29 protein-coding genes and 1 other RNA gene are annotated in these 26657 nt (G+C 72.8%); 7 read left to right on the top strand and 23 right to left on the bottom strand.

What is annotated here, in order from left to right; translation table 11 throughout:
- Window positions 1-50 precede the first annotated feature (50 nt).
- The 3 genes from FB454_RS31050 to FB454_RS31060 all read right to left on the bottom strand — a co-directional run bounded on the left by FB454_RS31050 (window position 51) and on the right by FB454_RS31060 (window position 2580).
- On the bottom strand, window positions 51-1487 hold the full coding sequence (locus FB454_RS31050) for an RNB domain-containing ribonuclease (RefSeq protein ID WP_145824022.1): 1437 nt from the start codon (window positions 1485-1487) through the stop codon (window positions 51-53).
- A 62-nt stretch (window positions 1488-1549) separates the two neighbouring features.
- Window positions 1550-2299 carry a histone gene (locus FB454_RS31055; RefSeq protein WP_222947130.1) on the bottom strand — a complete coding sequence of 250 codons (750 nt, stop codon included), beginning with the start codon at window positions 2297-2299 and terminating at the stop codon, window positions 1550-1552.
- A 77-nt stretch (window positions 2300-2376) separates the two neighbouring features.
- Entirely contained in the window at window positions 2377-2580 is a 204-nt protein-coding gene (locus FB454_RS31060) for a hypothetical protein (protein ID WP_030273123.1), read from the bottom strand.
- A 195-nt stretch (window positions 2581-2775) separates the two neighbouring features.
- Between FB454_RS31060 and FB454_RS31065 the strand changes: the two genes are divergently transcribed.
- A complete protein-coding gene (locus FB454_RS31065) occupies window positions 2776-3192 on the top strand; it encodes a M48 family metalloprotease (protein ID WP_145824023.1) in 417 nt (138 codons plus the stop codon).
- Window positions 3193-3195: 3 nt separating this feature from the next.
- On the opposite strand, the gene FB454_RS31070 is transcribed toward FB454_RS31065, so the two are convergent.
- Together FB454_RS31070 and FB454_RS31075 are read right to left on the bottom strand one after the other, a co-directional pair.
- The gene (locus tag FB454_RS31070) at window positions 3196-4161 is read right to left on the bottom strand and encodes a hypothetical protein (RefSeq protein WP_486485480.1); all 966 of its coding nucleotides are present in this window, start codon (window positions 4159-4161) and stop codon (window positions 3196-3198) included.
- Window positions 4155-4481 carry a PadR family transcriptional regulator gene (locus tag FB454_RS31075; RefSeq protein ID WP_013287771.1) on the bottom strand — a complete coding sequence of 109 codons (327 nt, stop codon included), beginning with the start codon at window positions 4479-4481 and terminating at the stop codon, window positions 4155-4157. Before FB454_RS31075 ends, FB454_RS31070 begins: the two co-directional genes overlap by 7 nt.
- 238 nt (window positions 4482-4719) lie before the next feature.
- Between FB454_RS31075 and FB454_RS31080 the strand changes: the two genes are divergently transcribed.
- Together FB454_RS31080 and FB454_RS31085 are read left to right on the top strand one after the other, a co-directional pair.
- A complete protein-coding gene (locus FB454_RS31080; RefSeq protein WP_013287772.1) occupies window positions 4720-5091 on the top strand; it encodes a hypothetical protein in 372 nt (123 codons plus the stop codon).
- The gene (locus FB454_RS31085) at window positions 5088-5573 is read left to right on the top strand and encodes a roadblock/LC7 domain-containing protein (protein WP_013287773.1); all 486 of its coding nucleotides are present in this window, start codon (window positions 5088-5090) and stop codon (window positions 5571-5573) included. The genes FB454_RS31080 and FB454_RS31085 overlap by 4 nt, the downstream gene beginning before the upstream one ends.
- A gap of 160 nt (window positions 5574-5733) precedes the next feature.
- On the opposite strand, the gene FB454_RS31090 is transcribed toward FB454_RS31085, so the two are convergent.
- The 4 genes from FB454_RS31090 to FB454_RS31105 form a co-directional block, all read right to left on the bottom strand.
- The gene (locus FB454_RS31090; protein ID WP_013287774.1) at window positions 5734-6690 is read right to left on the bottom strand and encodes a threonine/serine dehydratase family protein; all 957 of its coding nucleotides are present in this window, start codon (window positions 6688-6690) and stop codon (window positions 5734-5736) included.
- Window positions 6691-6869: 179 nt separating this feature from the next.
- The gene (locus FB454_RS31095) at window positions 6870-7265 is read right to left on the bottom strand and encodes a VOC family protein (RefSeq protein WP_145824024.1); all 396 of its coding nucleotides are present in this window, start codon (window positions 7263-7265) and stop codon (window positions 6870-6872) included.
- Window positions 7266-7333: 68 nt separating this feature from the next.
- Window positions 7334-7678, bottom strand: coding sequence for a DUF6331 family protein (locus FB454_RS31100; RefSeq protein ID WP_013287776.1), 345 nt, complete (start codon window positions 7676-7678; stop codon window positions 7334-7336).
- A 183-nt stretch (window positions 7679-7861) separates the two neighbouring features.
- Window positions 7862-8200 carry an immunity 51 family protein gene (locus FB454_RS31105; protein WP_030273135.1) on the bottom strand — a complete coding sequence of 113 codons (339 nt, stop codon included), beginning with the start codon at window positions 8198-8200 and terminating at the stop codon, window positions 7862-7864.
- Between the two features lie 99 nt (window positions 8201-8299).
- On the opposite strand from FB454_RS31105, the gene FB454_RS31110 reads away from it, so the two are divergent.
- Window positions 8300-8677, top strand: coding sequence for an ADP-ribosylation/crystallin J1 (locus tag FB454_RS31110; protein WP_123111273.1), 378 nt, complete (start codon window positions 8300-8302; stop codon window positions 8675-8677).
- A 199-nt stretch (window positions 8678-8876) separates the two neighbouring features.
- Here FB454_RS31110 and rnpB read toward each other — a convergent pair.
- An RNA gene (gene rnpB / locus FB454_RS31115) (RNase P RNA component class A) lies at window positions 8877-9285 on the bottom strand.
- A 234-nt stretch (window positions 9286-9519) separates the two neighbouring features.
- On the opposite strand from rnpB, the gene FB454_RS31120 reads away from it, so the two are divergent.
- Complete coding sequence (locus tag FB454_RS31120) at window positions 9520-10281, top strand: sulfite exporter TauE/SafE family protein (RefSeq protein WP_013287781.1); 762 nt, start codon at window positions 9520-9522, stop codon at window positions 10279-10281.
- A gap of 24 nt (window positions 10282-10305) precedes the next feature.
- Here the strand turns inward: FB454_RS31120 and FB454_RS31125 are convergent, their stop codons facing one another.
- Entirely contained in the window at window positions 10306-11529 is a 1224-nt protein-coding gene (locus tag FB454_RS31125; protein ID WP_145824025.1) for an MFS transporter, read from the bottom strand.
- Between the two features lie 56 nt (window positions 11530-11585).
- Between FB454_RS31125 and FB454_RS31130 the strand changes: the two genes are divergently transcribed.
- Window positions 11586-12053, top strand: a complete 468-nt coding sequence (locus FB454_RS31130) for a MarR family winged helix-turn-helix transcriptional regulator (RefSeq protein WP_013287783.1) — start codon at window positions 11586-11588, stop codon at window positions 12051-12053.
- Between the two features lie 55 nt (window positions 12054-12108).
- On the opposite strand, the gene mctP is transcribed toward FB454_RS31130, so the two are convergent.
- The 7 genes from mctP to FB454_RS31165 form a co-directional block, all read right to left on the bottom strand.
- A complete protein-coding gene (gene mctP / locus FB454_RS31135; protein ID WP_013287784.1) occupies window positions 12109-13761 on the bottom strand; it encodes a monocarboxylate uptake permease MctP in 1653 nt (550 codons plus the stop codon).
- A complete protein-coding gene (locus FB454_RS31140; RefSeq protein ID WP_018787053.1) occupies window positions 13761-14003 on the bottom strand; it encodes a DUF3311 domain-containing protein in 243 nt (80 codons plus the stop codon). The genes mctP and FB454_RS31140 overlap by 1 nt, the downstream gene beginning before the upstream one ends.
- A 127-nt stretch (window positions 14004-14130) precedes the next feature.
- Window positions 14131-15279 carry a bifunctional RNase H/acid phosphatase gene (locus FB454_RS31145; RefSeq protein WP_145824026.1) on the bottom strand — a complete coding sequence of 383 codons (1149 nt, stop codon included), beginning with the start codon at window positions 15277-15279 and terminating at the stop codon, window positions 14131-14133.
- Between the two features lie 5 nt (window positions 15280-15284).
- Entirely contained in the window at window positions 15285-16022 is a 738-nt protein-coding gene (locus tag FB454_RS31150) for a zinc ribbon domain-containing protein (RefSeq protein WP_030273148.1), read from the bottom strand.
- Window positions 16012-16884: a Nif3-like dinuclear metal center hexameric protein gene (locus tag FB454_RS31155; protein ID WP_013287788.1), complete on the bottom strand. Its 873-nt coding sequence runs from the start codon at window positions 16882-16884 to the stop codon at window positions 16012-16014. Before FB454_RS31155 ends, FB454_RS31150 begins: the two co-directional genes overlap by 11 nt.
- A 94-nt stretch (window positions 16885-16978) precedes the next feature.
- On the bottom strand, window positions 16979-17560 hold the full coding sequence (locus FB454_RS31160) for a flavoprotein (RefSeq protein WP_145824027.1): 582 nt from the start codon (window positions 17558-17560) through the stop codon (window positions 16979-16981).
- Complete coding sequence (locus FB454_RS31165; RefSeq protein WP_013287790.1) at window positions 17557-18786, bottom strand: helix-turn-helix domain-containing protein; 1230 nt, start codon at window positions 18784-18786, stop codon at window positions 17557-17559. The genes FB454_RS31160 and FB454_RS31165 overlap by 4 nt, the downstream gene beginning before the upstream one ends.
- A gap of 217 nt (window positions 18787-19003) precedes the next feature.
- Here FB454_RS31165 and FB454_RS31170 point away from each other — a divergent pair, with 217 nt between their 5' ends.
- A complete protein-coding gene (locus FB454_RS31170; protein WP_071098208.1) occupies window positions 19004-19675 on the top strand; it encodes a bifunctional DNA primase/polymerase in 672 nt (223 codons plus the stop codon).
- Window positions 19676-20186: 511 nt separating this feature from the next.
- Here FB454_RS31170 and FB454_RS31175 read toward each other — a convergent pair.
- The 5 genes from FB454_RS31175 to FB454_RS31195 all read right to left on the bottom strand — a co-directional run bounded on the left by FB454_RS31175 (window position 20187) and on the right by FB454_RS31195 (window position 26440).
- Window positions 20187-20912: an FAD:protein FMN transferase gene (locus FB454_RS31175; RefSeq protein WP_145824028.1), complete on the bottom strand. Its 726-nt coding sequence runs from the start codon at window positions 20910-20912 to the stop codon at window positions 20187-20189.
- Between the two features lie 74 nt (window positions 20913-20986).
- Complete coding sequence (locus FB454_RS31180; protein WP_145824029.1) at window positions 20987-21580, bottom strand: FMN-binding protein; 594 nt, start codon at window positions 21578-21580, stop codon at window positions 20987-20989.
- 14 nt (window positions 21581-21594) lie between these two features.
- Window positions 21595-23010: a ferric reductase-like transmembrane domain-containing protein gene (locus FB454_RS31185; protein WP_145824030.1), complete on the bottom strand. Its 1416-nt coding sequence runs from the start codon at window positions 23008-23010 to the stop codon at window positions 21595-21597.
- Window positions 23007-24380 carry a DUF1501 domain-containing protein gene (locus FB454_RS31190; RefSeq protein ID WP_244879787.1) on the bottom strand — a complete coding sequence of 458 codons (1374 nt, stop codon included), beginning with the start codon at window positions 24378-24380 and terminating at the stop codon, window positions 23007-23009. Before FB454_RS31190 ends, FB454_RS31185 begins: the two co-directional genes overlap by 4 nt.
- A gap of 14 nt (window positions 24381-24394) precedes the next feature.
- Window positions 24395-26440, bottom strand: a complete 2046-nt coding sequence (locus FB454_RS31195; RefSeq protein WP_145824031.1) for a DUF1800 domain-containing protein — start codon at window positions 26438-26440, stop codon at window positions 24395-24397.
- Window positions 26441-26657 lie beyond the last annotated feature (217 nt).

Here is a 26657-nt window from a genome sequence, read left to right on the forward strand (position 1 = left end):
AGCGGGGCCGCGAGCGGTGCATCCCGATGCTGTGACAATCGCCGCGCTGGTCACGCCCGTTCGAAGGCGACCCGGCGCTGGGCCGGGTCGGCGGCGGTGAGGCGTACCCGGACGCGTTCGCCCAGCGGCAGCTCACCGGTACAGCGGGCGCGCACCGGCGGCTCGTCGAGCGCGATCGTGCCGCCGGGCGGACGGCCGGGACGGCCGTTACCCGCCGGACGCGGTTCGTCCACGTCGAGCACCGCCGCCTCGAACGTCTCCCCCACCCGGTGCGCGAGCAGCACCGCCTCGGCCAGTTCCACAGCGCCGCGGGTGGCGGCGCCCGCGGTGCGATCGGTCGCGGCCATCACCTCGGGCAGCTTCGGCAGCGCGGCCCGGACCTGCTCGGGCACCTCGCGGCCCTCGTGCAGCGCCAGGCAGACCTCGGTGGCGTAGCGGTCGGCGAGCCGTCGCAGCGGCGCCGTGACGTGCGCGTACGCGGCCGCCACCCCGCCGTGCTCGGGCTGCTCGGGCAGGTCACCGTCGAACGAGGTGTACGCGGCGCCGCGCATCAGCTCGGCGGCCTGGTCGACGAAGGCGGCCACCCGGGGGTGGGAGGTGTCCAGCCCGTCGAGCACCTGACCCACGGGTGTGCCGTCCGGCCAGGGCACGCCGAGCGGGCCGGCGGCGAGCCGCAGCCGTTCGACCGCCTCCGGGCGGGGGCGCGGCATGGTGCGCAGCAGCCCGATCCGGCCGGCCAGCATGATGTCGGCCGCGGCCATCCCGGTCAGCAGCGAGATCTGCGCGTTGTGCTCCTCCATCGGGCCGGGGCCGCGCAGCACCAGCCGCCACCCGTCGCCGTCGGGCTCGACGTCCTGCTCGGGCAGCGGCAGGTTGATCGCGCCCCGGCTCAGGCCCCGCGCGGTGAGCAGCGCCCCGATCTCGGGCAGCAGGGCGATCGGCTCGGGCAGCCGTCCGGCGTCGGCGTCGCGCTGCACGCCGCCGTAGTCGAGCTTGGCCCGGCTGCGCACCAGCGCCCGCTCCAGCGTGACCGCGGCGGTGCCGCCGTCGGCGTCCAGGTCGACGGTCCAGAGCACGGCGGCCCGGTCGGCGTCGGGCAGCAGGCTGGCCGCCCCCTCGCTGAGCGTGTGCGGGTGCAGCGGCACGTTGCCGTCGGGCAGGTAGACCGTCTGACCCCGGCGCCACGTCTCGGCCTCCAGGTCACCGCCGAGGCGTACGTGGGTCAGGACGTCCGCGATCGCGTACCGGACGCGGTAGCCGCCGCCGGGACGGCGGGTGAGGTGCATGGCCTGGTCGAGGTCGCGCGAGGTCGCCGGGTCGACGGTGACGAACGGGATGTCGGTCCGGTCGGCGACTGCGGGCGGCGGCGCGGCGGCCGCCAGGTCGGCCTCGCGCTGCGCCGCGGCCGGGAAGCCCTCGGGCAGTCCCAGCTCGCGGCGCAGCGCGCCGAAGTCGATACGGGGCGCCAGTACGCGTCGGATCACCACGCGGTCAATCCTGACAGCGCCCCGCACGTTCCGCTCCCCGGGAGGGAGCGGTGTCCGCGGCGTCAGGCGCGGCGGGCCGGCGCCTTACGTGCGGTGGTGCTCTTGGCTGCGGTGCTCTTGCGGGCCGGCGCCTTCTTCGCGGCGGTGGTCTTCTTCGCCGTCGTGGTGGTCTTGCGCGCGGTGGTGGTCTTGCGGGCGGGCGCCTTCTTCGCCGCCGCCTTGCGCGCCGTGGGACGCGTCGAGGCTGTGGTCTTCTTCGCCGCTGTGGTCTTCTTGGCGGCGGTCGTCTTCTTCGCCGCCGAGGTGACCTTCCGCGCGCCGGTGGTCTTCTTGGCCGCCGTCGTCGTCTTCTTCGCCGCCGTCGTCTTGCGGGCCGGCGCCTTCTTCGCGGTCGCGGTGGTCCGGGGCGTCGCGGTGGTCCGGGGCGTCGTGGTCTTCCGGGCCGCTGTGGTCTTCTTCGCCGCCGTCTTCTTGGCCGCTGTGGTCTTCGTCGCGGTCGCCTTCTTCGCCGTGGTCTTCTTCGCCGGCGCGGTCTTGGCGGTGGCCCGGCCGGCCGGCGCCGTACGAGCGGCGGTCTTCTTCGCCGTCGTCCTGCTGGTGGTGGCCTTGGTGGCCGGCGCCTTACGAGCCGCCGACACGACCTTCCTGGCGGCCGCCTTCTTGGCCGCCGCCTTCTTCGCCGGTGTCCGTCCGGCGCCGGCGCCCGAGGCGTTCGGCGACGCCTTGGTGACCGTCGTCGTCCTGCCCGCGGCGGTCCTCTTCGCGGTCGTCCGTTTCGCGGCCGGGCGGGTGGCCTGCTGTGCTTCGGCCATCTCGGTTCCCTTTCCTGGGGACGTGCTCTCGCCCTCGCGGAGCACGGATCACCTCGACGCGGGCCCTCCCGCGCCGTCTAGCGGCCCTCCCCGGCCCAACGGGCGTCCTCGGCGTCCCACGCGTCGTTACGCTCCCGCACTGTCTGCAGGGCGTTGTCCGCGTCGGCGGCTGAGGCGTACGGTCCGAGAACGTGCTTGGCGGGGCACACGTCGGCATCGGTCTCGACCCGGTGGTGTCGCGTGCACCAGTAGTAGTGCCCACCACTTCCGTCGTCGCTCATGCGATCACTGTGCACCGGGAACCGCCCGGCCGCCACCGGAACGGCACAAATAGTCACGTCCTTCTCCACATTAGACCTGGTCGGGGCGGTTGCGGCGGGGAACGGCGGAAGACCCCGGACATGCCCGCCCTCGTCCGAACGGGGTGTGGCTGCTGTTCGCGTACCCCTTCCCGAACCTCGCGGTGGTCGGTCGGCGTGGCGCTCATCGCGCTCGCGGTGGCGCTGCGGCCGCGTTTCGGCCGGCTCGACCGGAACCTGGACGTGCTCACCGAACGGGATGCGCCGGAGCTGCACGCCCTGGTCCGGGAGGTGGCCACGGCGGTACGCAACGCGGTACGCGGCGGCCACGGGCCGGGCACCTGGCGGGTGGAGACGGGACGCGCGCTGGACGCCGCCGCCGAGCGGCTGTCGCTGGAACGCCAGCTCACCGTCCGGGAGGACACCTCGCTGTTCGCCACGCACCCGCCGACCGGCCTGCGGCACCGGATGCTCGGCGCGAGGCCCTGGCAGGACCCGCCGGTGACGCTCACCGAGGCGCGCGCCGCGCGGATCGACGCCGAGCTGGCCGGGCACTACGAGCGGGCCGGCCGGGCGCTGAGCTGGAACGCCTGACGCTCAGGCGGGTGCCGGGACGGGCTCCGGACCGGGTACGGCGGCGGGCGCCGGGCGGGCCGCCGCGATCGCGTACGCGAGGGCGTAGGGCGTGCAGGCCAGATGGAACATCGGCTCGACGAGCACCCGGTCGGTGATGAGGAACCGTTCCCACCCGGTCGGCCGGGGCAGCCCGAACGACGAGTCGGTCCAGCAGGTGAACAGCCAGAGCGGCGCGGAGATCCGGTCCACCGCGTCCGGCGGCAGGCCGTCCGCCACCGGCGCGGTGGCCGGGATCGAGGTGACCACCGCGAGCACCACCGCCGCGTCGGCCGCCACAAGCGCGCCGAGCAGCCCGGCCGACCACGCGAGCCGGACCCGGCCCCGGCGGGCCAGCGCCCCGGCGGTCCAGAGCGCCGCCGTCAGCAGCGCCAGCCAGAGCAGCAGCCCGGGCACCGTCTCCCACACCCGGCTCTCACCTCGCGCGGCGAGCAGCGCGAGCGTCGCGCTCACCGTCGCGGCGATCGGCAGCACCACGCCGAGCGCGGTGGGCAGCGCCCCCACGCGTACGGTCCGGCGTGCGGCCCGGGTGACTCCGAGCGCGAGCGCCGTGCCGAGCAGCGCGGTGAGCGCCGACCAGGTCGGCAGCTGCGCGGCTGCGGCCCACGGCACGCGCATCTCCAGCCACCCGTGGGTCAGGGCCATCACCGCGCCGGCGAGCACGAGCACCGCGACGCAGGCCGGCGGCGCGAGCAGCAACACCCCTGCGGTACGCCCCAGCTGCCGCGACCCGGCCCGGCCGGTCAGTGGCGTGGCCGCCCGGCGCGCCGCCAGGCTCGCGGCGAACCGGAGCATCCCCCAGCGGCGGCCGGTGCGGGCCAGCTCGTGCAGCTCGGCGGCCCACTCCCGGGCCAGGCCGGCACGCAGCTCCGCCGGCCACCGGCGTACCGCGACCCGCAGCAGCAGCGCCGCCACCCGCCGGGTCACCACGCCGGCGCCCCGGCCGGGTCCGCGCCGCCGGCACGTTCGGAGGGTACGAGGGCACGCAGCTCGGCCAGCGCCAGCCGGGCCGACCGGATGCCCTCGCCGGTGAGGCGGTAGTAGCGGCGGGCCGGGCGGCCGGCGGTCACCGGGTCGACGTCCTCCCAGTCGGCGGCGAGCCAGCCCGCCGCCTGGAGACGGTGCAGCACCGGGTAGAGCGTCCCGCTGGGCAGGCCGGTGAGCCGCATCAGGTCGAGGCCGTAACGCGGCGCCTCGGGCTCGGCGAGCAGCGCCGAGAGCACCTTCGCCACCGGGATGGTCAGTCGCACAGCGGCACTCTATCGGAACTCTACATAGGGCGGGTGCACCCGAGGTAGCAGGACGAACGGTGATCGACAATGGGACGGTGTGTCCCCTTCGGCGGAACCGGTGGCCGGTCCGGCAGGGCCCGCTCAGGTGGATCACCGGTGGCCCGGGTGCATCGCACGACTCCATATGCGAGCCTCGACGGACGAATCCGCTGTCGCGCTTCCAGCGGACAGCGACCCGAGCTGGGGAGAGAAAATCGTGGGCAACCTTGACATCGCGCTGAAGAACGCGATGAACATCGACGGCGCGATCGGGGCCGCGCTCGTCGACTACACAAGTGGCATGACCCTCGGCGTCGCCGGCGGCACCGGCGAGATCGACCTGACGGTCGCCGCCGCCGGCAACACCGACGTCGTACGCGCCAAGCTGCGCACCATCGAGATGCTCAAGCTCGACGACGAGATCGAGGACATCCTGATCACGCTCGGCAGCCAGTACCACCTGATCCGCCCGCTGAGCAACCGCACCGGCAAGGGCCTGTTCCTCTACCTGATGGTGAGCAAGAGCCGGGCCAACCTCGCGATGGCGCGGCACCAACTGCGCACGATCGAGGAGAGCCTGGAACTGTGAGCCGGGTGGACGACCTCCCCCGCCGTACGCGCGCCCAAGCCGGCACCCTGCCGCCACCACGGGCGCTTCCACAGTCGCTGGCCGGCAACCCGGCACTGCCGTACCCGGCCATCGCCCAGGAACTCTCCGCGCTGCGGTTGCAGATCCCCGGCGTGCACGGCTGCGTCCTCGGCGGCGTCGACGGCCTGCTCGTCACGCACAACCTGCAGAACGGCGCCGACCCGGACGACCTGGCCGCGCTCGCCGCCACCACGTACGGACTCGGCCGCCAGGTCGGGTTCCGGCTCGGACAGGGCGACTTCCAGCAGTCCACGGTGCGCAACGCGGGCGGCTACCTCAGCGTGTACGCGATCAACGGAGAGGCGCTGCTCGCCGTGGTCGGCACGGACAGCATCAACGTGGCGCGGCTGCACCTGCACGCCCCGACCACCGCGGCCCGGCTCGCCGAACTGCTCGACGGCGTCAGCCCGGCCACGTCCTGACGTACGCCGGTCGTCCCGATCCCACCCGTCCGGACCGGAGGCGGCCGGCGTACCCCCGGGTTCTGTCGTTCGTGTGGCGCGGCGGTCGCGCGGCGCGGTCGCGCGCTTGGCGCGGCGGTCGCGGCGGTCGCGGCGGTCGCGGCGGTCGCGGCGCGGCGGGTCAGAGGCCGAAGCGGCCGGCCCACGCGGTCACGTCGGCCACCGTGGCGTTGCCGCCGCAGACCACCAGGCCGATCCGGGCGTCGGCGCCCACCCGCTCGACCACCCGGCGGGCGGCAGGCAGCAGGCACCCGGCGGCGGGCTCGGCCCACACCTTGGCGTGCTCGGCCAGCTCCAGCGTGCCCCGCACCGCCTCGGCGTCGGAGACCACGAGGACGTCGCTGACCAGCGCGGTCACATGGTCATAGGTGAGCTGCGAGACGCTCGGCGCGCTGAGCGTGGTGACGATCGACGACAGCGGCACCTCGACCGGGCCGCCCTTCGCCAGCGCCTGCGACATCGCCTGCGCGCCCTCGGTCTCGACGCCCCAGATCCGTACCCCCGGCCGCCGCGCCCGCAGCGCCGCCGCCACGCCCGAGATCAGCGCGCCACCGCCGATGCTGACCAGCACGTCGGTCAGCTCACCGGCGTCGTCGGCGAACTCCAGCCCGACAGTGCCCTGCCCGGCCAGCACAATCGGATCGTCGAACGGGTGCAGCAGCGTGACGCCCTCGTCCCGCAGCCGGTTCATCAGCGCGAACGCGCCGGCCATGTCCTCGGTCAGGCGCACGTCCGCCCCCGCGGCGCGGGCCACCTCGACCGCGCGGGCGGGCGCCGTCCGGGGCATGACCACTGTCGCCGCCACCCCGAGCGCGCCGGCCATCACCGCGACCGCGATGCCGTGGTTGCCACCGCTGACCGCTACCACCCCGGCCGCCCGCTCCGCGTCGTCGAGCGCGAGCAGCTTGGCCGCCGCACCACGGGCCTTGAACGAGCCGGTACGTTGCAGCAGCTCCAGCTTGGCGGTGACCGGTACGCCGAGCAGCTCGGTCAGTCCCGGGCTGGGCACGGTCGGGGTGTGTACGACGACGTCGGCGATCCGGTCGGCGGCCGCCTGGATGTCCGCAAGCTCGATCACCCCCGCAGCGTCCCACACCGGCCCCCGTGCCCCGCGCCGTGCCACCGCGCGGCGCCCCGCCGCTCCGCCGCCCCACGCTCCGACACTCGTCGATCTTGGAGTTGTGGCACCTCGCGAACTGCGCGGAAGGGCCGTTCCGGGCGCCACAACTCCAAGATCGCTGGAGTGGGACGGACCTGTCACGGTCGGCTGGCGGCCACCTCGGCGTCGCTGCGGAGGATGCAGAACTCGTTGCCCTCCGGGTCGGCGAGCACCACCCAGCCGGTGCCGTCAGGCTCACGCCGGTCGGCCACCACCGCCGCGCCCAGGTCGGTCAGCCGGGCCAACTCCTCGTCGCGCGTGCCCTCGACCGGGCGCAGGTCGAGGTGGATGCGGTTCTTGACCTGCTTGGCGTCCGGTACCTCGATGAAGAGCAGGCGGTGCCGCCCGTCCCGCGAGTAGATCATGCACTCCTCGTGGCCCGGCTCGTTCGGATCGTCCGGGTCCTCCCGGTAGTCGAGGACGGCTTCCCACCAGCGGGACAGGGCGTAGGCGTCGGCACAGTCCACGGTGGTGTGGGACACGTAGGAGGTCATCACCGGATCATCGCAAGTCCTGATGGCCCCCGGGCTACCCAGCCGTTCCCGGACCGGCCACCGGCTCCCTAGGTGTCAGCGCCGCTCACGGACGCATCGCCGGCAGCCAGTCCGGCGTCGAGCGCGGCCAGGAAGTCCAGCAACTCACGCCGCGCGGCCTCGTCATGCGTGCGGTGGTTCAGGACGTCCGACGCGACGCAACGGGAGCGGTCCTCGACCACCTCGATCAGCTCGATGAGTTGAAGCCGAGCCTCGATCACCGCGGCCGAGCCCACCTGGCGACACCATTCCTCGATCAGGTCGGGGTCCGTGGAGACGGCATCGATCCCGCAGCATCCGACAACGCACTCGACCTCGCAGAAGGCGATGCACGTACGCAGGGGCGACGGCACATCGACCGATACGTCCGCCATCGCCTCTCCTCCCCTGAGCCCACCGCGACAGTGACGGGTGGCCGATGCTAGCGCCACGACCGCCTGGCACTCCTGCGAATTCGGCGACCACTCCGGAGCCAGAGCGTCGCGATCGTCGAGGAGGTTGCCGGTGGACACCGCGTGGAGCGCTACGTCTCCCTCGTCAACCGCCCGCTTCAGCTGTCAGTCGTCGAACTCGAACCCGCGCGCTTCGGCGTCGTTGACCAGCCGCCGCATACGTTCGCCGCCGGTGGCTACCGCCTTCATCAAGGCCTCCAGCTCTTGCAGCGCGCCTCGATCGGTGCCGTAGGCGCAGAACATGCCGGCCTCAGGGTCATAGGCGAATCGACCTTCGAGCGTCGGGGCCTCGGTGCTGACAAGAACCTCCGCGACGCCTGCCCAGAAGTACCCGTTGGGCTCGTGACCAAGCTCCCCGATCACACTGTCGACTGGAGTGGTCCCGGCATCCAGCAGCAGCGAATACTGTCCGGGAGTGGTCTCGATCAGTCTGAGCAAGGTCATCTTCGAAGCCTGACAGTGGTCGGTGCTCGTGGCAAGATCCGAAGTCTCCGTCGCACGCTCAGTTCCGCTCCTCCATTCGATCCGGCGGGACTGTCCGGTATGACGACCGATCAAGGCAGCGGGGGCGACGTGAGCAGCGATGTAACCACAGTGCTGTGGCGCCCCCTGGGACAGCAGGAACTCGACCTCGTCCGCGAGGCAGGGGGGCGCAGGTGGCCGCCACTGTCGCCGGAGCAAACTCACTTCTTCCCGATGCTCGACGAGGCTTTCGCGGTCAGGGCTGCGCAGAACTGGAACCTGTTCGGACCCGTGCGCTACGTGGCCCGCTTCCACGTCGAGACAGGCTTCCTGGGCCGCTACTCGACACGGTCCTTCGGCGGATCCGCCGCTCCGATGCTGTGGGTTGCAGCCGACGAACTCGACGAGTTCAACGCGCACATCGTCGGTTCGATCGAGGTCATCCACGAGTTCCGATAGCGGGTGACCGGTACAGACGGCGGTCATCGGAGGATCCCGACGACGTGCGGCCGGTTTGGCTGGACGACGCCGCGGGGAGGCAGCACCGCCGGGACGACGGGCGACGTCGGCACCGCGAGAGCTTGCTGACCAACGACGACCGTCGACGTTACTAGAACCAGCTCAGAACCTTGATCAAAGCTCTGAGCTGGGTGGGCGACGGACGAGTCGACCTGTACGCCGGATTCTGTGACCGGCACGCCCGTAGGCGCACCGGCGGCGGCCATCCATCTCGGCCTGCCGTTGCCGGCAGGCTCCAGCGGCCTACCCGCAGACATCGGGCGGGCAGCCCTCAAGCGTCTGCGCGGGTCGTCATCTTGCGGTGACGGCCCTTTCTTGGCCTTGCTCCGGGTGGGGTTTACCGAGCCACCCCGGTCACCCGGGGTGCTGGTGGGCTCTTACCCCACCGTTTCACCCTTACCGTCCCGTTACGGGCCGGCGGTCTGTTTTCTGTGGCACTGTCCCGCGGGTCACCCCGGGTTGCCGTTAGCAACCACCCTGCCCTGTGGAGTCCGGACGTTCCTCGGCGACGGGCCGGAGCCCGTCGACGCGACCGCCCGGTCGACTCGTCCGTCGCGCCCTCATCCTAACGACGCACCCGCCGCGCCCATTTCCACCCCGCCCACCATCTCGTCCGCCACTTCGGGGAGGTGGCGGCATCAACCGGCCCGGGATACCGCCACTTCCCCGAACTGGCGCGATGCGCGCCCGAACGGGCGCGATGCGCGCCCGAACGGGCGCGGTGCGCGTCCGAACTGGCGCGGTGCGCGCTCGCCGCCCCGACCGACTAGCCTCGGGGGACCATGGATCTCTCCGACGCCGCGCTCCTGCTCGCCGCCGGTCTCGCCGCGGGCACTGTGAACGCGGTGGCCGGTGGTGGCTCACTGATCACGTTCCCGGCGATGATCGCCACCGGCCTGCCGCCGGTGGCGGCGAACGTCTCGAACTCGGTGTCGGTCTTCCCGGGGTACGTGGCGAGCGTGGCGGGCAGCCGGGTGGACCTGCCGCGCGGGCGGGAGCTGTGGTCGCTGCTGCCCACCGCCGTCCTCGGCACGATCGCCGGGTGCGCGCTGCTGCTGGCGACTCCGGCGCGCGCGTTCGAGCTGGTGGTGCCGTTCCTCGTGCTGGGCGCTACCGCCGTACTCGCGTTCCAGGGTCCGCTGCGCCGGCTGGTCGGCCATCCGGAACGGTTGGGCGCGCGCCGCCGTACCGTCACGGTGCAGACCATGGTCGCGCTCGGCACTGTGTACGGAGGCTACTTCGGCGCGGCCCTCGGGGTGATGCTGGTGGCCGGGTTGGCGCTGGTGCTCGACGCGACGCTGGCCCGGGTGTCGGCGATGAAGAACCTGCTCTCGGCAGTGGTGGGGCTGACCACGCTCGTGGTGTTCGCCCTGTTCGGCCCGGTGAACTGGGCGGCCGTCGCGGTGGTCGCGCCGGCCACCCTGTTCGGCGGGTACGCGGGCGCGCGGCTGGCCCGTCGGCTTCCGCAGGTGGTGTTGAAGACGGTGATCGTGGTGTTCGGCACCGCCATCGGGTTCTACCTGCTGTGGCGCGCGCTGACCTGACGCCACCCGGCAAGACCGGACCCCTCAGTAGGCCTCCCCCACCGGCTCCTCCGGTGCGTGCTCGGCGCGGCGGGCGGCCCGGTTCCAGATGACCCGTTCGCCGTAGCCGGCCGCCATCAGGTGCCCGAACGCGAGGTACGCGAGCACGCCGGCGGCGAGCACCCCGAAGCCGACCCAGAACGGCAGCGCGAGGCCGTGCTCGGCCAGCTTGCCGGAGATGATCGGCGCGGGCGCGGCGGCGCCCCAGCGGACCAGGTTGAACGCGCCGGTGGCGACGCGCCGGTCGGCGGAGCCGAGCCCGAGCGCCAGGTCGGTCAGGTTGGCGTTGGCGAGGCCCATGAACAGGCCGGCGACGACGAGGACGACGAGCGACATGGCGGTGCCGGTGGAGGTGGCGAACAGGACCATGCAGACCAGCAGGCCGAGCAGTGCGACGCCGACTGTCTGCACCGCGCCGATGCGGTGGGCCAGCCGGTGCCCGATCAGCAGGATGCCGGCGGCCAGGCCGAGGCCCCAGCCGGTGAACGCCAGGCCCAGCGGGATGACGTCGAGGCGCAGGAACAGCGGCGTGTAGCCGAGCACGACGAAGAAGACGAAGTTGTACGCGGCGGTGACCACGCACAGCGCCACGAACGCGGGTCTGCGGTAGGTGGCGAAGATCTGGCCGAGGCGTACCGGCTGTTGCTTGTTCGCCGGTTCGCGCAGCTTGCGGGCGGCGACGCCGAGCGCCAGCACCATGAACACGCCGCAGACGAAGAACGGCAGCCGCCAGCTCACCTCGCCGAGCAGGCCGCCGATCAGCGGGCCGACCGCGAAGCCGAGCCCGAGGGCGGTCTCGAACAGGCCGACCACCCATTCCCTGTCGTTCGCGAGGTTGACCAGCACGACCATGGCGGTGGCGAAGAACATCGCGTTGCCCAGGCCCCAGACGCCGCGCAGCACGGAGAGCTGCACGATGTCGTTGCTGAACGAGGCTCCGATGGCGGCCAGGCCGACGACCGAGACGCCGGTGACGAGCACCGGCTTGAAACCGAACCGCCCGCTGGCGAGCGTCGCCGGGATCATGCCGACGGCCATGACCGCGATGTACGCGGTGAAGAGCAGCTCGACCTGCCAGGCGGTGACGCCGATCGCCTCGCCGATGGCGGGCAGGATCGGGTCGACCACGGCGATGCCGGCGATGGCGAGGAACGCCACGAGCGTGGTGGCGTAGATGGCACTGCGGTTGGGCTCGGATCGGTGATCCACTCCGCAACCTCCCAGATAGCTGTATCGTACAGGTATTTTTCTTGTATCATACAGCTATGAGTGACGACGTCCACGCTCCCGAGGTCACCCTCGGCCGGATCGAAACCGAGGTCGCGTTGCTGATGCGCCTGGGTGAGGCCACCCGCCGGGGCACCGGCACGATGGAGCACCGACTGCTGGACCGCGCCGCGTACGTGATCCTGCGGCACCTGGACGCGGCCGGCCCGCAGAACGTGTCGGCGCTCGCCGCGCGGCTGAACCTGGACGGCTCCACCGTCACCCGGCAGGTCTCCGCGCTCCAGCGCGACGGGCTGATCTCGCGTACCCCCGACCCGGCCGACGGGCGCGGCACGGTGATCTCCGCGACGGCGGCCGGGCTCCAGCGGATGGCCGCCGTCCGGGCGGCCCGCACCCGGTTGTACGGCGACATCCTCGCCGCCTGGCCCGAGGCGGACCGGGAGACGCTGGCGGACATGTTGCACCGCCTCAACGAGGCGCTCGACGCGCGCAACCGCCGCCGCTGAGGTGTTAGGAAGGGCCCCTTATTATGCAGAATGCGTTAATAAGGGGCCCTTCCTTTCACGCCACCGGCTCCCGCGCGGAGTCTCCGCGGTCGGCGGTCGCCGTCACGCGCGGGTCGCCCTCGTCGGCGAAGTAGTCGTCCGGCGTGGTGCCGTCCGGCCCGTCGGCCACCCTGGCGGCGCGCAGCACCAGCGTGAGCAGCGCGGCCACCACCAGGTTCACCAGCACCGCAACGATGCCCACGTAGATGGTCTTCGGCGTGTCGAAACCGAACTTCTCCAGCGGGAACGCCGATCCGGCGAAGTGCTTCTTTCCGGTCGCCGGGTTGCCGATCTGGTAGAGCATCCACATGCCCAGGCCCATGCCGGCCGCCCAGCCCGCGATCAGCGCGCCCCTGTGGAACCAGCGGGTGTAGAGGCCCAGCGCCACCGCGGGCAGCGTCTGGAGGATGATCACGCCGCCGATGAGCTGGAGGTCGATGGAGAACTGCGGGTCGAGGAAGACGATGCAGGCCACCGCCCCGACCTTCACCACCAGCGAGGTGATCTTCGAGACGTTCGCCTCCTGCGCCGGGGTGGCGTCCCGCTTCAGGTACTCCTTGTAGATGTTGCGGGTGAACAGGTTCGCCGCCGCGATCGACATGATCGCCGCAGGGACCAGTGCGCCGATGCCGATTGCGGCGTACGCCACCCCGGCGAACCAGTCCGGGAACTGCTGGTCGAACAGCAGCGGCACCACAGTGTTGCCGTCGGTCGTACCCTCCTTCGCGCCGGGCAACGGCTTCACGTTCGCCGCGATGGCCATGTAGCCGAGCAGCGCGATCAACCCCAGCAGCAGGCTGTACGCGGGCAGCGCGGACATGTTCCGCTTGATCACGTCGCGGTTCCGGCTGGCCAGCACACCGGTGATGCTGTGCGGGTAGAGGAACAGCGCCAGCGCCGAGCCGAACGCCAGCGTCACGTACTGGATCTGGTTGTTCTGGTTGAGCAGGATGCCGTCGCCGGGCGCGGGTGACGCCTGGAACTTCGCGTCTGCCGCGTCGAAGATGGCGCCCCAGCCGCCGAGCTTGTACGGCAGCCAGATCACCGCGACCAGGATCACGATGTAGATCAGCGAGTCCTTGACGAACGCGATCAGCGCCGGGGCGCGCAGCCCGGACTGGTACGTGTACGCGGCCAGGATGGCGAACGCGATGATGATCGGCAGGTGCCGGGCCAGCGCGCTGTCCCCTGTGACGCCCATGGTCTTGAGCACCGCCTCGATGCCGACCAGTTGCAGCGCGATGTACGGCATCGTGGCGACGATGCCGGTGATCGCGACCAGCAGCGCCAGGATCGGCGAGCCGAACCGGTTGCGGACGAAGTCGGCGGGGGTGACGAATCCGTGCCGGTGCGAGACCGACCAGAGCCGGCACAGCACCAGGAACACCAGCGGGTAGATGACGATCGTGTACGGCACCGCGAAGAAGCCCGCCGCGCCGGCCCCGAAGATCAGCGCCGGGACCGCCACGAACGTGTACGCGGTGTAGAGGTCACCGCCGACCAGGAACCAGGTGATCCAGCCGCCGAAGCTGCGCCCGCCCAGTCCCCACTCGTCCAGGTGGGCCATGTCCGTCGGTCTGCGCCACCGTGCAGCCACGAAACCCATGGCGCTGACCAGCAGGAACAGCAGCGTGAAGACGATGATCTCGGTGAGGTGGTCCCGCCACATCAGTGGTCACCCCGCTTCTTGGTCATCTGGTAGACCAGCGTGGTGGTGCCGACGCCGAGCAGGATCCAGACCAGTTGCAACCAGTAGAAACGCGGGAAGCCGAACAGCCGGGGCGAATCGGCGTTGAACAGTGCCGGGATCAGCGGCACCACGATCGGGATGAAGAGCAACCAGTTCCAGGGACTCTTGTCCTTCGCCCTGGATCGCGCCGTGTCGAGCGCCTCCGGTTCCGGTGCGGACATGTGACACCCCTCCGGGCATTCGTAGCGGGCCATGTGACGGCCGGAGGCTACGACCCTGTGATGGGGGTCACGTCCGATCGGGTGATGTCGATGCGCCGAACGGCCGCCGGCATGCGCCGAACGGCCGTCAGACGTCCGCGAGGTGGGAGGTGTCGTTGACCGAGCGGACCGCGACGCCGCCGTCCGGGTACAGGTCCAGCACCGAGATGCCGGCCGTGTCCAGGTAGAGCCGGTGCAGGAACGCGTCGCCGGCGGCGAGCGCGTCGCGCAGCACCAGCTTGATCGGCGAGACGTGGGAGACCACCACGACCGTCTCCCCCGGGTACGCCGACCGCAGCCGGTCGACCGCCCGTCCGGTCCGCTCGGCGACTGTCACGAACGACTCGCCCCGCGGCGGCGCGACCCGGGTGGAGGCGAGCCAGGCGTCCAGCTCGGCCGCCCAGCCCTCGCGTACCTCGGCGAACGTGTGCCCCTCCCAGACGCCGAAGTCGCACTCGATCAGGTCGTCGTCGGTGCGTACCGGCGGGTTGCCGACCTGCGCGGCGACCGCCTCGGCGGTGGCCGTACACCTCGACAGCGGGGAACTGACCACTGCGGCGACGGACGGCGCCAGCGCGGCCACCCGGGCGGCGGTGGCCCGGGCCTGGGCCCGGCCGCGCCCGGTGAGCGGCACGTCGCCCCGGCCGGAGTAGCGCTTCTGCACGGTGCGCTCGGTCTCCCCGTGCCGCACCAGGATCAGCCGGGTGGCCTCCTCGGTCGGGCGCGGCTCCCAGGAGGCGGGCGTGGTGGCCGGGTCGGTGCCGGTGGCGCGCACGACAGTCGCCTCCCGCGCCTCGGCCGCCGCCGCTGCCGGTGCGGCGCCGGACGCGGCGGCGTCCATCGCCGCGTTGGCGAGCGCGTCGGCGTGCCGGTTGCGCTCCCGGGGCACCCAGGTGAACCGTACGGCGGCGAACCGGCTGACCAGCCCGGCCGCCTGGGCGGCGAGCGGACGCAGCCCGGGGTGCTTGATCTGCCAGCGGCCGCACATCTGCTCGACCACCAGCTTGGAGTCCATCCGCGCCTCGACCTCGGCCGCGCCCAGCTCGGCGGCGGCCTCCAGCCCGGCGATCAGGCCCCGGTACTCGGCCACGTTGTTCGTCGCCGTACCGATCGACTCCGACCGCTCGGCCAGCACCTCGCCGGTCTCCGGGTCCCGGACCACAGCGCCGTAGCCGGCCGGACCGGGGTTGCCCCGGGAGCCGCCGTCGGCCTCGATCACCACCGCGCGCACCGCCACGACGGCTACAGCCCCGACTCGTTGGTCCGGACCATGATCCGCCGGCACTCCTCGCAGCGGACCACGTCGTCCGGGTCGGCCTTGCGGATGCGGGCCAGGTCGGCGCCGGACATCTCCAGCCGGCAGCCGCCGCAGCGGCCACCGGTGAGCAGCGCGGCGCCCATGCCGGTGTCCTCGCGGATCTTGTCGTAGAGGCCGATCAGGTCCGCCGGGAGGTCACCGGCGAGCGGCTGGCGGGAGGTGCGCTTGAACTCCTCCTCCTTGGCGATCTCCGCCAGGGTCTCGTCGCGGCGCTGCTCGGTCGCGGCGCGGCGCTCACGGGCCTCGGCGAGCCGGCTCTCGATGCCGTCGAGCACGCCCTGCGCGGTCTCCCGCTGCTCCATCAGCTCCAGCTCGGCGTCCTCCAGGTCGCTCTGCCGGCGGTTCAGCGAGACCAGCTCGTGCTGGATCGCCTCCAGCTCCCGGGCCGGGCCGCTGCCCGAGGCCAGCCGGGCCTCGTCCTTGCTCTTGCGCGCGCGCACCTGGTCGACGTCCTTCTCGATCCGGGCGATGTCCCGGTCCAGGTCGTCGACTGCCACCTGGGCGCGGACCCGCTCGTCCTCCAGCGCGGACAGCTCACGCGCGAGGGCCTCCAGCTCGGCACGCTCCGGCAGGGTGCGGCGGCGGTGCGCGAGCTGGGCCAGCGCGGTGTCGATCGCCTGGAGGTCGAGCAGGCGGCGCTGCACCTTCGGGTCAGCCTTCACGTCGGGGCTCCTTGTCGTCCGGCCGGGGCGCGGCGGCGTGCACGGTCCACGGGTCGGTGTCCAGGTCGGACACCACGGTCTCGACGTCCAGCTCGGCGGCCAGGTAGGCGGCCAGGTCGTCCAGCCAGGGTCGCTCCGTCGCCCAGTGGGCGGCGTCCAGCAGCGCCGGGCCGCCGGCGGCGAGGTGTTCCCCGGCCGGGTGGTGGCGCAGGTCCGCGGTGAGGAACGCGTCCACCCCGGCCGCGGTCGCCTCGGCGAGGAAGCCGTCCCCCGAGCCGCCGCTGACGGCGAGGGTACGAACCATACGCCCGGGATCCCCGGCGGCGCGAACTCCCCAGGCGGTGACCGGGAGCACGGCGGCGGCCAGCCGGGTCAGCTCGGCGAGCGTCATCGGGGTGGGCAGCTCGCCGATGCGGCCGATGCCCCGGCCGGGCCCGGCGGCGGGCGAGCCGGGGCGGGGCGGGTGCAGCGGACGCAGCCCGGTGAGCCCGAACCGGGCGGCGAGCGCGTCGGAGACCCCCGGGTCGGCCACGTCGGCGTTGGTGTGCGCCACGTGCAGCGCGACGTCCGCCTTGATCAACCGGTGCACGATCCGGCCCTTGTACGTGGTGGCGGCCACCGAGGAGACGCCGCGCAGCAGCAGCGGGTGGTGCGCGACGATCATGTCCGCGCCGGCGTCGAGCGCCTCGTCCACGGTCTCCGGGACCACGTCCACCACGCAGGCGACCCGGCGTACCGGGTGGTCGGGCTCGCCCAGCACCAGGCCGACCCGGTCCCACTCCTCGGCCCACGCGGGCGGGTAACGGCGGTCCAGGGCGGCCACCACGTCGGCGACGGTGTGCGGCGATCCGGTTGTGCTCACGGGCGGCCAGCTTACCGGCGTCCGGGCCGGTACACGCCGACCGTCGCCGGGCGCGGCCCCCGGCGTCTGCCGAGGGCCGTGCCCACCGCGCCTCTCAGCCGACCGGGGCGACCGGCCGGTCCGCGCCGCGCAGGGCGGCCAGGCCGGCGTCCCAGGGGAAGGCGTCCGCGCGCCGGTCCCCCGTGCCGGGCGGGTGCAGGCGTACGACGTGGTCGCCGAAGACCATCCGGACGCCCCACTGCACGAGCCGGTCCAGGCTGGCCCGGAACGCCGGGTGCGCGGCCATCGCCTCGTTCGTGTACGGGACGGCAGCGATCGGCACCCCCATCCCCTGCGCCTCGATCAGCAGGCCCAGCGCCAGGGTGTCCGTGATGCCGACCGCCCACTTGTTGATCGTGTTGACGGTGGCCGGGCACACCAGCATGGCGTCGGCCGGGGGCAGCACGTCCGGGTCACCCGGGTTCTTGTAGTGCGTACGGACCGGGTGGCCGGTCTGCCGGGCCAGCTCCGTCCGGTCGACGAACTTCGCGCCGTCCGGCGTGGTGACCACGCAGACCGTCCAGTCCTCCCGCTGGGCGAGGTCGACCAGCCGGCCGACGTGACGGGCCAGCGGCGAACCGCAGGCGATGACGTAGAGCACCCGCCGGTGCCCGCTGGCGGTCTTCGGACCGCTCATACTCCGACTCCCATGTGTTCAGCCAACTCCGCGATCGGCGGAGGCGGCGCACCACGTGTGCGACGGAGAATCTCGGACATCAATTCGTGCGCTATCGGCCGGCACCGGATCTCGGAGGGCGCGAGCCGGTCACCGCGCAGCAGCATGTCCCCGGCGTTGGCGACGTCACCGATCTGGGAGTAGCCGCGGGCCAGGTCGAGCAGGTGGTGCGCGCGCCGCTCCGGCAGCAGCGCGTTGAACGCCGGCTCGGACAGCCGCATGTGGGTCTCCACCGCCCGGCCGCCGTCGCCCAGCTCGACCGCCGCCGCCGCGCGGTGCAGCTCCAGGTTGGTCGGGCCGAAGGAGGTCCAGTAGTGGTTGTGGTCGCCGCCGAGCATGGTGGCCGCCTCACCCGCGCCGGCGAGCAGGTCGTCCACTGTCGCCGAGTCACCGATCCGAGCGGCGGCCATCGCGCCCTGGAGCAGCAGCATGCCGTACACGGAGAGCCGTTCCGGCCGGACGTCGTTGTCGCCGCCGGGCGCGAGCCGCCCCGCGATGCGGACGTTCAGCTCCAGCGCCGGGCGGGGGCGGCCCATCGCGACGAGCGCGTTGCAGACCCGCGTGGTGGCGATGCCGGCCAGCAGCGGGTCGTCGGCCCGCTGGGCCACCGCCATCGACCGGTCGGCGGCGAGCCAGGCGAGGTCACACTCGCCGAGCTTGCGCAGCACCGAGGAGGCGATCTGGTAGACCTGCCCGAGCAGGTGGGCGGCCTCGCGTACCTGGTCACCGGCGGCGTAGCCGGCGTCTGCCGCCTGGGCGTCGCGCAGCAGCTTGGGCAGCGCGCGGGTGAGCATGCCGTAGCGGCCGTACTGGTAGGTGAGCCAGGCGTGGTTCACCGCCTTGCGCATGTCGGCCAGCGGCGGAGGGTAGGGCGCCGCGTCGAAGTAGGCGCTCATCGAGTCGTACCGCTCCAGGGCGGTGCGGATCTCCTCCACCTCGACCTGGTCGATGCAGTTGAGCGCGTCGGTACGCCGCTCCGGGTCCTTGCCGTGCAGCAACTGCACGTCGATCTGGAGGATGTCGGCGATCTCGTAGAGCACGGAGAACTTGTCCAGCCGGCGGACGCCGCGCTCCACCTTGTCCACCCAGCTCTTGGACTTGCCGAGCCGGTCGGCGAAGACCTGCTGGGACATCTTGCGGCGGCTCCGCCAGTACGCCACCCGCCGGCCTATGGGCAGTTCGTCCATTCCCGCTCCCTCCCCCTCACGGCGCCGGCCGGTCCCCCCACGTCCCTCAGGCTCGCGCCGATCGCACAGGTTGTGCGTCCACCGTCCAGCCAGTTCTCGTAGTTTTCGCGCAAGTTGCACCGACCGTTAGTCACCTCAACGAGCGTGGGTTACGGCAGTGACGGCTTTCGACGTGTGGCTTGTGGACGGTTCGGCGGGACCAGAGGGGACGACAGACATGTGGAGGAACGTCCGACCGCGCGTCGCTCACCTCTCGCCGCTGGAACGGGTCCGGCTGCGCCGCGTCGCGGTGCGGTACGCGCTGCACGGCTGGCCGGTCACCCCCGGCGCCTGCCTGGCGAACAGCCGCTTCGTCTGCGGCCGGGCCGGCTGTCCCACAGTGGGCTGCCACCCGGCGCTGGAGGACTGGGAACACGCCGCCAGCGCCGACCCGGCCCGGGTGGCCACCTGGTGGCGCAGCCGCCCGCACGGCATCCTGCTGCCCACCGGCCGCGCCTTCGACGTCCTGGAGGTCGCCGCCCACCTGGGCCGGCAGGTCCTGGAAGCGGTCGCCACCCACCCCGCCGGCTTCGGCGTACGCGGCCCTGCGCTGGTCACCCCGACCGGCCGCTGGATGTTCCTGGTACGCCCCGGCGACCCGCTGCGGCCCGAGCTGGAGCACTGCTTCCACGTGGTACGCCACGGACCCGGCTCGTGGATCCCCGCGCCACCGACCCGGCTGCCCGAGGGGACGGTGCGCTGGGTGGTCGCGCCCGAGCAGGCCCGGTGGCAGCTACCCGACTCGTACCTGGTGCAGAATGCGCTGATCGCCGCGTTACGGGCGGCCGGGGTGACGCTCGGCGCCGACCTGTTCCCCGGTCATCTCCCGCTGCCCCGCCGCGGCCGCTGACCTCCCAGCACCCGGCCGGTGCTTCCGCAACGCGTGCTCCGACGCCGAGCGTTCTCCCTGGTCACAGCGGGTCCGGTGACCCGGACGGGTGGCCGACAGCGACCTCCCCGGCACCGGGCTCGTTGTTCCTGGCGAGGGCGCGTCCGCGCCAGAGCGGGGGTTTGACCATGTCCAGGGACGACGCTGCCCGCCACACCGGCGGTACCGAGCCGGCGCGGCCCCGCCGCCGCCTGCACCCGTGGGCCTTCACCCGACCGCTGGGTGTGCGCCCCGGCCGTCCTCGCCCCACCGGCTCCCGCCCCGCCATCCTCCACCGCCCCCTCCGCTGACCCCGCCTGCACCCTTCCCTTCCCCCTCTCCCTTCCTCCCCCACCAGCCCACCGCCGGTTGATCAAGGAGTTTGCGTCCGCCCAGCACGTTCTGGAGGACACAAACTCCTTGATCACCGCACCAAGGGCAGGCGGAGGGAAGGGCAGCACGCAAACGCACCGGCGGGGGCGGGAGGCGGCGGTCAGGGCAGGGTGGGGAGGGTGCGGGAGTGGTGTTGGTGGGCGTCGTCCGTGACCACGGCGTGCTGCCAGGGGGACGGTAGGCGGTCCAGCCAGGCCAGGCCGGGGCCGCCCATCGCCACCGCCGCTGTCGCGTACGCGTCGGCCACGCCCAGATCCGGCCCCACCACAGTCACCGAGCGCAAACCCGTCGCCGGTACGCCCCGGCGCGGGTCGACCACGTGGTGGCCGCGCTCGTACACGCCGGAGGTGGCGACCGCCATGTCGGTGCCGGTCAGCACCAGACAGGTCGCCCCCGCGTCCCACGGATGCCGCACCCCGATCCGCCACGGCTCACCGGCCGCGTCGCGGCCGCGTACGCGCACGTCGCCGCCCGCGTTCACGCAGTGGTTCGGCGCGCCCGCGGCGACCAGCCGGTCCGAGGCGACCTGCGCCGCCCAGCCCTTCACGTAGCCGGACGGGTCGAGGCGACCGGTCGCGTACGCGTCGAAGAACCCGTCGGTGACGGTCCACAGGTCGGCGCAGGCGGCCAGCACGGCCCGCAGGTCGGCGGAGGCGTCGGCGACCCGCAGGTCGCCCCGGTCGATCCGGCACACCTCGCTGTCGTCGCGGTACGTGCTGAACCGCGCGTCCACCTCGCGCAGCCAGCCGAACGTGTCCTCGGCCAGCTCGTGCAGGGTCTCCGGGGGCAGGTCGTCGGCCAGGTCGAGGCTGATCGCCGTACCCATGATGTGTTCGACCCGGCGAAGGCCGCGCCGGGCGGACGGACCGGGACCGACGGCACCGGCATGAGCCGGCACGGTCACGCCTTGTCCAGCGCGGCCTGCAACGACTGCTTGTACGCGGTGCTGGTGTAGGTGGCTCCCGACACGGTGCTCAGGTTGGCGCCCTGCCGGGCCACCACCTCGCCGGAGGTGCCGCTGTAGCGGGCCTGCACGTCGTCGCTGCGCTGCCCGGACTGCCCGCCCAGCGGCAGCCCGATCGCCGTGGCGTCGACGATCCGGCTTCCGCTGAGCGTGATCCGGACCTGGAGCGAGCCGTACTCGTAGGTGACCGACGGCCCGGTCACCGTGCGGGTGGTGGCCTTGGGCGCGCTGGTGGTGGTCCGCGGCGCGGCCGGTGTGGTGCGCGTGCGGGTGCCACCGCGGCTGGCCGCGCTGCGGTCGGCGGACGGCTTCGGGGTGGGCTTCGACGAGGCACGCGGCGACGGAGTGACGCCGGGCGCGGAGCCGGTGGGCGACGGCGGCTCGGGCGCGGCGGAGCCGCCCGGGGCGACCGGGGCCAGCGCGGCCGGTACATCCGCTCCGGCCTGCCCGGCGCCCGGCGCGCCCTTGAGCACCACCAGTGCGGTGGTGCCGGCGGCCAGGCCGGTGATCGCGAGCAGCGCGCGACGCATGGGCGGTGCCTCTCCTACAGCTCGAACGCGGTCAGGTGGATCTGGCGGCGGGGCACGCCTGCCGCACGCAGCGCGGCGACTGCCTCGTCGACCAGACCGCCGGGGCCGCACAGGTAGACGTCGCGGCGGGTCAGGTCGGGCACGAGCCGGCGCAGGCCGTCGGGGTTCATCACCTGGCGGGGGCCGGGGTCGTCGCGGCGGCCGACGACGTACCAGACGGAGGTCTGCCGGGCCTGCGCGAGCCAGTCCAGTTCCTGGTGCAGCAGCACGTCGGCGGGGGTACGCGCCCGGTAGATCAGCGCCGCGCCGGGCGGCAGCTCCTCCAGCATCGCCCGCAGCGGCGCGATGCCGCTGCCCCCGGCGATGAGCAGCGCCCGTTCCCGGGTGCGGTGCGCGGCGGTGAACGTACCGGAGGGGCCCTGCGCCCAGACCCGGGTGCCGGGCGTGAGGTCGCGCAGCTCGGCGGTGTACCCGCCGACGACCTTGACGGTGATCCGCAGCCACCTGTCGTTGGCGGCGGCGGAGACGGAGAACGGGTGCGACTGCCACCAGCAGCCGGGGTTGAGGAAGCGCCAGCGGAAGAACTGGCCGCCGAGCAGGTCGATCTGGTTGAGCCGTTGCCCGGTCAGGTAGACCGAGACGGTGTCCGGGCTCTCCGCCACCACGTCGGCGACGCGCAGCCGGTGCCGCAGGTTGAACACCAGCGGCGCGAGCATCCGGCCCCACACCAGCGCGGCCACGACCAGCAGGTACGCGGCGATCCAGCCGGTACGCACCGGACCGGGTTCGTAGAGCTGCGCGCCGTTGCTGAACTGGTGCGCGTACCCGAGCAGCAGCGTGAGGTAGCTGGCGGCGTGCAGCAGGTGCCACAGCTCGTACGGCAGGCGGCGGCGCACGGCGCGTACCGCGGTGAACGCGACAGCGACCAGGATGCCCGCGGCGACGAACGCGGAGACCATGTCCTCGTAGTCGGTCAGCAGCGCGCCGACCTCGCCGAGCACCGTCTTGCGTTCCTGGCGGGAGTAGCCGACCACCAGCAGCGACATGTGCGCGAGCACCGCCACCAGCAGCGTCGCGCCGAGGTCCCGGTGCAGCCGGGAGATCCGCTCGCCGCCGAGCGCGCGTTCCAGCACGCCGAGCCGGCTCATCATCAGCACCTGGACCAGCAGCAGGTAGCCGGCGAGCAGCCCGGTGATCCGGCCACCGGCGGTGAGCAGGTCGGCGGTGTCGGCGAGCGATCCGGCCGGGGTGTCCAGCCACCACGGCAGGACCGCGGCGACCAGGCCCAGCCAGAAGAGCACGGCGAGCGCCCGCCGGCCGCCGGGTCCGCGGCGCGGACGACCCGGGGGTACGGGGGCAGCCGGACGGCCGCCGTACGGGGCGGGATGCCCGGTACGACGGCCGGCGGCGCGGGTGTCCTGGTACGTCACGCGTAGATCTTGACCGGGGTGAACTTCTGCCGGGGGAAGACCTTGTCCACCTGGGCGGTGGTCAGGCCGAAGCGTCCCTGCGCGACCGATCCGTAGACGTTGAACATGTTGTTGTATTCCGGCACGTCGCCGCTGTCCAGCTTGTCCAGTCCGTTCCAGGTGCCGAGCAGCGAACCGGCCAGCTTGCGGCCGGACAGCACGGTGACCACACCGCCGTGCCCGTGGTCGGTGCCGCCGCCGTTCGAGCCGACCCGCCGGCCGAACTCGCTGGACACCATGATGGTCACGTCCGCCGACCGGTCGCCCAGGTCGGTGAAGAACGCGGCCATCGCGTTCGCCAGTTCGTTGAGCCGCCGCCAGAGCTGGCCGCCCTCGCGGGTGCCCTGGTTCTCGTGGGTGTCGTAGCCGCCCATGCCGACCGTCGCCACCCGCACGTTCGCGCCGCCCTTGATGAGCTGGGCGAGCTGCTTGAACGCGTTCCCGACGCCCTGGTACTCGACGCCCTCGGCGGCGGCGTACGGCTTGGCGGCGAGCTTCTGGGCGGTGGCGAGCGCGCCCATGCCCTCGATGACCGCCTCCTCGACCGGGTGGTTGATGCCGGTGAACAGGCCGCGGATCGCCTTCTCGGTGGCCGCCCGGAACTTGTCGTCGCCGTTGAGCCGCAGGTCGCCGACGCTGTTGAGGGAGATCGCGCCGTTCACGCCGACGAGCGAGCGGGGCAGCGTGCTGCCGATGCCGACGCTGCGGAACGCGGTGCCCTTGCCGAGCGAGTCGACCAGGCTGTCCAGCCAGCCCCGGCCGCCGGTCTCGCCGGGCAGGCCGCCCAGGTTGCACGCGTCGGCGGCCTGGAAGTGGCTGCGGGACAGCCGCGGGTCCGACACGGCCGGCACGAAGCCGAGCTGCCCGGCCTTGAGCCACTTCTCCAGCGGCGCGAACGCGCTGGTCAGCTTGAAGCCGCGGGCCAGCGCCAGCGAGTCGTCACCGAGCAGCAGGTCGGGGCGCGCCTTGGCGAGCACCGGGTCGTCGGCGGGTGCGACCAGGCTCAGCCCGTCCAGCCCGCCGTAGAGGAAGACGTGGATCAGCGTGCCGGTCTTGGTCGCGGCGAACGACGCCGAGGTGGTGACGAACTGCGCCGTCGCGAGCGCGGTCGCGGTCGCGGCGGCGCCGGCGACGAAGGTACGCCGGGTGACGCCCCGGCCGTCCTGCTGCGCCTCCTCGATCTCCTCCAGCCGGCGGTACCGGTCGGTCTCGGCCGCGTTCTCGGCCGCGACGATGTCCGCCTCCGCGCGCAGCAGCGCCTCGGCCGGGTTGTCGGCCAGCCGCCGCAGGTCGGGGCACTCGGGGTGCAGGGGGTACGGGTTCACGGTCATCTCCATCGAATGCCTCACCGGAGGTGGTGCTGGGGGGACGCGAGGATCGTCCGCGCGACAGCGGCGATGGCCCCGTTGAAGGTGGCGTCGACCTTGGCGCTCTCGGCCACACCGGCCACGGCGAGCACGAGCTTCTTCTCCTTGGCGCTGAGCTTCTGCTGCACCAGCCGCTGGGCCAGCGCGTCCACGTACGCCCCGGCGGTGGCCGGCGGCTTCGCGACCAGCTTCTCCGGCTTGACGAAAGTGAACTGCTTGCGCCAGCCGCCGATCAGATCACCGGCCTCGTTCCAGCCGTCGATCATCGTCCCGGCCGAGGTCCAGGCCAGGTAGACGTCGGCGTAGCCGTCCGGGGTGGGCTTGCCCATCGGGTACTGGCCGAGTTCGCGCATCTTGTCCTGGATCTGCCGCAGGCCCTGGGCGAACGGGGTGCGCCGGTTGTCGCCGGTGAAGCCGGGGGCCGCGTCCGGCGAGACACCGAGCACCCGGTACGTGGCGACCAGGTACTCCATCGGGCGGCGTACCTTCTGGCCGATCGCCGCCCAGAACTCCGAGGAGCTGAACAGCGTCGCCAGCACCGGCCGGATCTGTCCCTTGTTCGTGGTGTACGCCTTCGCGAGCCGGTCCACCACGGACTTCGGCGGGGTGTCGGAGACGAACCGGGTGGCGAGGTTCTGTGCCACGTACCGGGCGGTCGACGGGTGCATCGCGATGTAGCGGATGTACGAGTCGATGACCTTGTCGGCGGCCACCGGGTCGTCGGAGTTGTTGGCGTGGCTGAACCCGAGGATCTTCACCTTGCCGAGGTAGTGCCGCTCGGCGAAGAACTTGTACTTGCCGTCGGCGACACCCCGTCCGGTCTGGAGCAGCGCGGCCTGGCGGACGTCCTTCTCGGTGTAGCCGCCGTCGACGCCGACCGAGTACAGCTCCAGGTTCTCCCGGGCCAGGTTCTCGTTGACCGCGTCCTTACGCGAGTCGACCTGGTTCAGGTAGAGCAGCAGCGCCGGGTGCTTGTTCGCGGCGACGAGCATCTCCGGGTAGCTGCCCAGCGCGTGCTTGCGGATGACGTCCCGGTCGAACGCGTTGCGGTAGTTCTCCCCGCCGTCGAAGTCGGCGGCGACGTGCAGGAAGTCGTTCCAGAAGTCGACCATCACCTCGAAGAGCTGCCGGTCCGACCAGATCTGCCGGGCGATGGTGGCGTCCACCGTCTCGCGGGCCGGGTCGACGCCCTTCTCGTTGAGCTGCTCGCGCTGGTCGCGCAGCTGCGTCGGGCTGAGCTTGAGCGACTGCAGCTCGGCCAGCTTCAGCTCGGCCTTCGTCGGGGCGATCTTCTCCGGTTCGAGCTGCTGGCGCAGCCAGTCGTCGATGCCGAGCCGCTTGATGTCGGCCATCACCTTCGGGGTGGCGGCGAACGTGGTGCGGGTGGCGAGGTGCCGGATCGGGTCCTTGGCGAGGACCGTCTTCACAGTCACCTTGGTCGCCTCGGCGGCGGCGGCCGGGCTGCCGTAGAGCCGGCCACCGGACGGCGCGTTGCGCTTGAGCGCCTCGCCGGCACGGGAGCCCATGTAGCTCTCGTTCTGCTCGGTGTAGGTCCGTACCGTGCTCGGCTGCTGGCCGCTGGGCCGGGCGGCGTTGCCGTCGGTGGTCACCGTACCGGTGGCGTCACCGGCCGGCGCGTCACTGAACAGGCCGCGCACCTGCGGGGACATGGCCAGGGCGGCGCCACCGGCGACCACCACGGCACCGCCGAGGGTGGCCAGCGCCCGGCGCCGGCCCCGCTTCGGGGCCTCGTCGCCGTCGTCGTCCAGGTCGGGCAGTCCACCGCCGGGCGGCGGGCCGTACCCGCCGGAGGGCTGGGCGTAACCGCCGGACTGGGGGTAGCCGGCGGGGGCCGGCGCGGCGGGGGCGAAGCCGTTCGGCCCGACCCACTGCGGGCCCTGGGCGGGGTGGGCGCCGGGGTGCGGCGCGTGCGGGTCGCGGTACCCGTCCGGATGGGGGTGCTGGTATCCGTCCCAGCCGCGGTCGTCCCGGGGTCGACGCGGTGGCACGTTCAGGTCGGCCATGTACCTATCCCGTTTTCTTCGAGCGCCGGCACGCCTGCCACCCGATGGGGGTCGGGGTGGCGCAGGGGCGGCGACGGTTGCCGGAGAAGTTGCCTACGGGAAAGTAGCCATGCCGTCCCGGCCGCTCAAGGCGCGCCGAACGCGCTCGTGAGCGCACTTAAGACGGTGCTCAGGCCCGCCGCGGAGGGCCCGTCGCGGCGGCGGGGGCGCGGCGGCG

The sequence above is a fragment of the Micromonospora sp. CNZ297 genome (assembly GCF_007827625.1).

What these genes read in the sequence shown, in the direction of transcription:
- FB454_RS31055 (WP_222947130.1), bottom strand. Translation starts at nt 2,299, where the DNA reads ATGGCCGAAGCACAGCAGGCCACCCGCCCGGCCGCGAAACGGACGACC.
- FB454_RS31060 (WP_030273123.1), bottom strand. Translation starts at nt 2,580, where the DNA reads ATGAGCGACGACGGAAGTGGTGGGCACTACTACTGGTGCACGCGACAC.
- FB454_RS31095 (WP_145824024.1), bottom strand. Translation starts at nt 7,265, where the DNA reads ATGACCTCCTACGTGTCCCACACCACCGTGGACTGTGCCGACGCCTAC.
- FB454_RS31100 (WP_013287776.1), bottom strand. Translation starts at nt 7,678, where the DNA reads ATGGCGGACGTATCGGTCGATGTGCCGTCGCCCCTGCGTACGTGCATC.
- FB454_RS31105 (WP_030273135.1), bottom strand. Translation starts at nt 8,200, where the DNA reads ATGACCTTGCTCAGACTGATCGAGACCACTCCCGGACAGTATTCGCTG.
- FB454_RS31110 (WP_123111273.1), top strand. Translation starts at nt 8,300, where the DNA reads ATGACGACCGATCAAGGCAGCGGGGGCGACGTGAGCAGCGATGTAACC.
- FB454_RS31120 (WP_013287781.1), top strand. Translation starts at nt 9,520, where the DNA reads ATGGATCTCTCCGACGCCGCGCTCCTGCTCGCCGCCGGTCTCGCCGCG.
- FB454_RS31130 (WP_013287783.1), top strand. Translation starts at nt 11,586, where the DNA reads ATGAGTGACGACGTCCACGCTCCCGAGGTCACCCTCGGCCGGATCGAA.
- mctP (WP_013287784.1), bottom strand. Translation starts at nt 13,761, where the DNA reads ATGTGGCGGGACCACCTCACCGAGATCATCGTCTTCACGCTGCTGTTC.
- FB454_RS31140 (WP_018787053.1), bottom strand. Translation starts at nt 14,003, where the DNA reads ATGTCCGCACCGGAACCGGAGGCGCTCGACACGGCGCGATCCAGGGCG.
- FB454_RS31160 (WP_145824027.1), bottom strand. Translation starts at nt 17,560, where the DNA reads ATGAGCGGTCCGAAGACCGCCAGCGGGCACCGGCGGGTGCTCTACGTC.
- FB454_RS31165 (WP_013287790.1), bottom strand. Translation starts at nt 18,786, where the DNA reads ATGGACGAACTGCCCATAGGCCGGCGGGTGGCGTACTGGCGGAGCCGC.
- FB454_RS31170 (WP_071098208.1), top strand. Translation starts at nt 19,004, where the DNA reads ATGTGGAGGAACGTCCGACCGCGCGTCGCTCACCTCTCGCCGCTGGAA.
- FB454_RS31175 (WP_145824028.1), bottom strand. Translation starts at nt 20,912, where the DNA reads ATGGGTACGGCGATCAGCCTCGACCTGGCCGACGACCTGCCCCCGGAG.
- FB454_RS31180 (WP_145824029.1), bottom strand. Translation starts at nt 21,580, where the DNA reads ATGCGTCGCGCGCTGCTCGCGATCACCGGCCTGGCCGCCGGCACCACC.
- FB454_RS31190 (WP_244879787.1), bottom strand. Translation starts at nt 24,380, where the DNA reads ATGACCGTGAACCCGTACCCCCTGCACCCCGAGTGCCCCGACCTGCGG.
- FB454_RS31195 (WP_145824031.1), bottom strand. Translation starts at nt 26,440, where the DNA reads ATGGCCGACCTGAACGTGCCACCGCGTCGACCCCGGGACGACCGCGGC.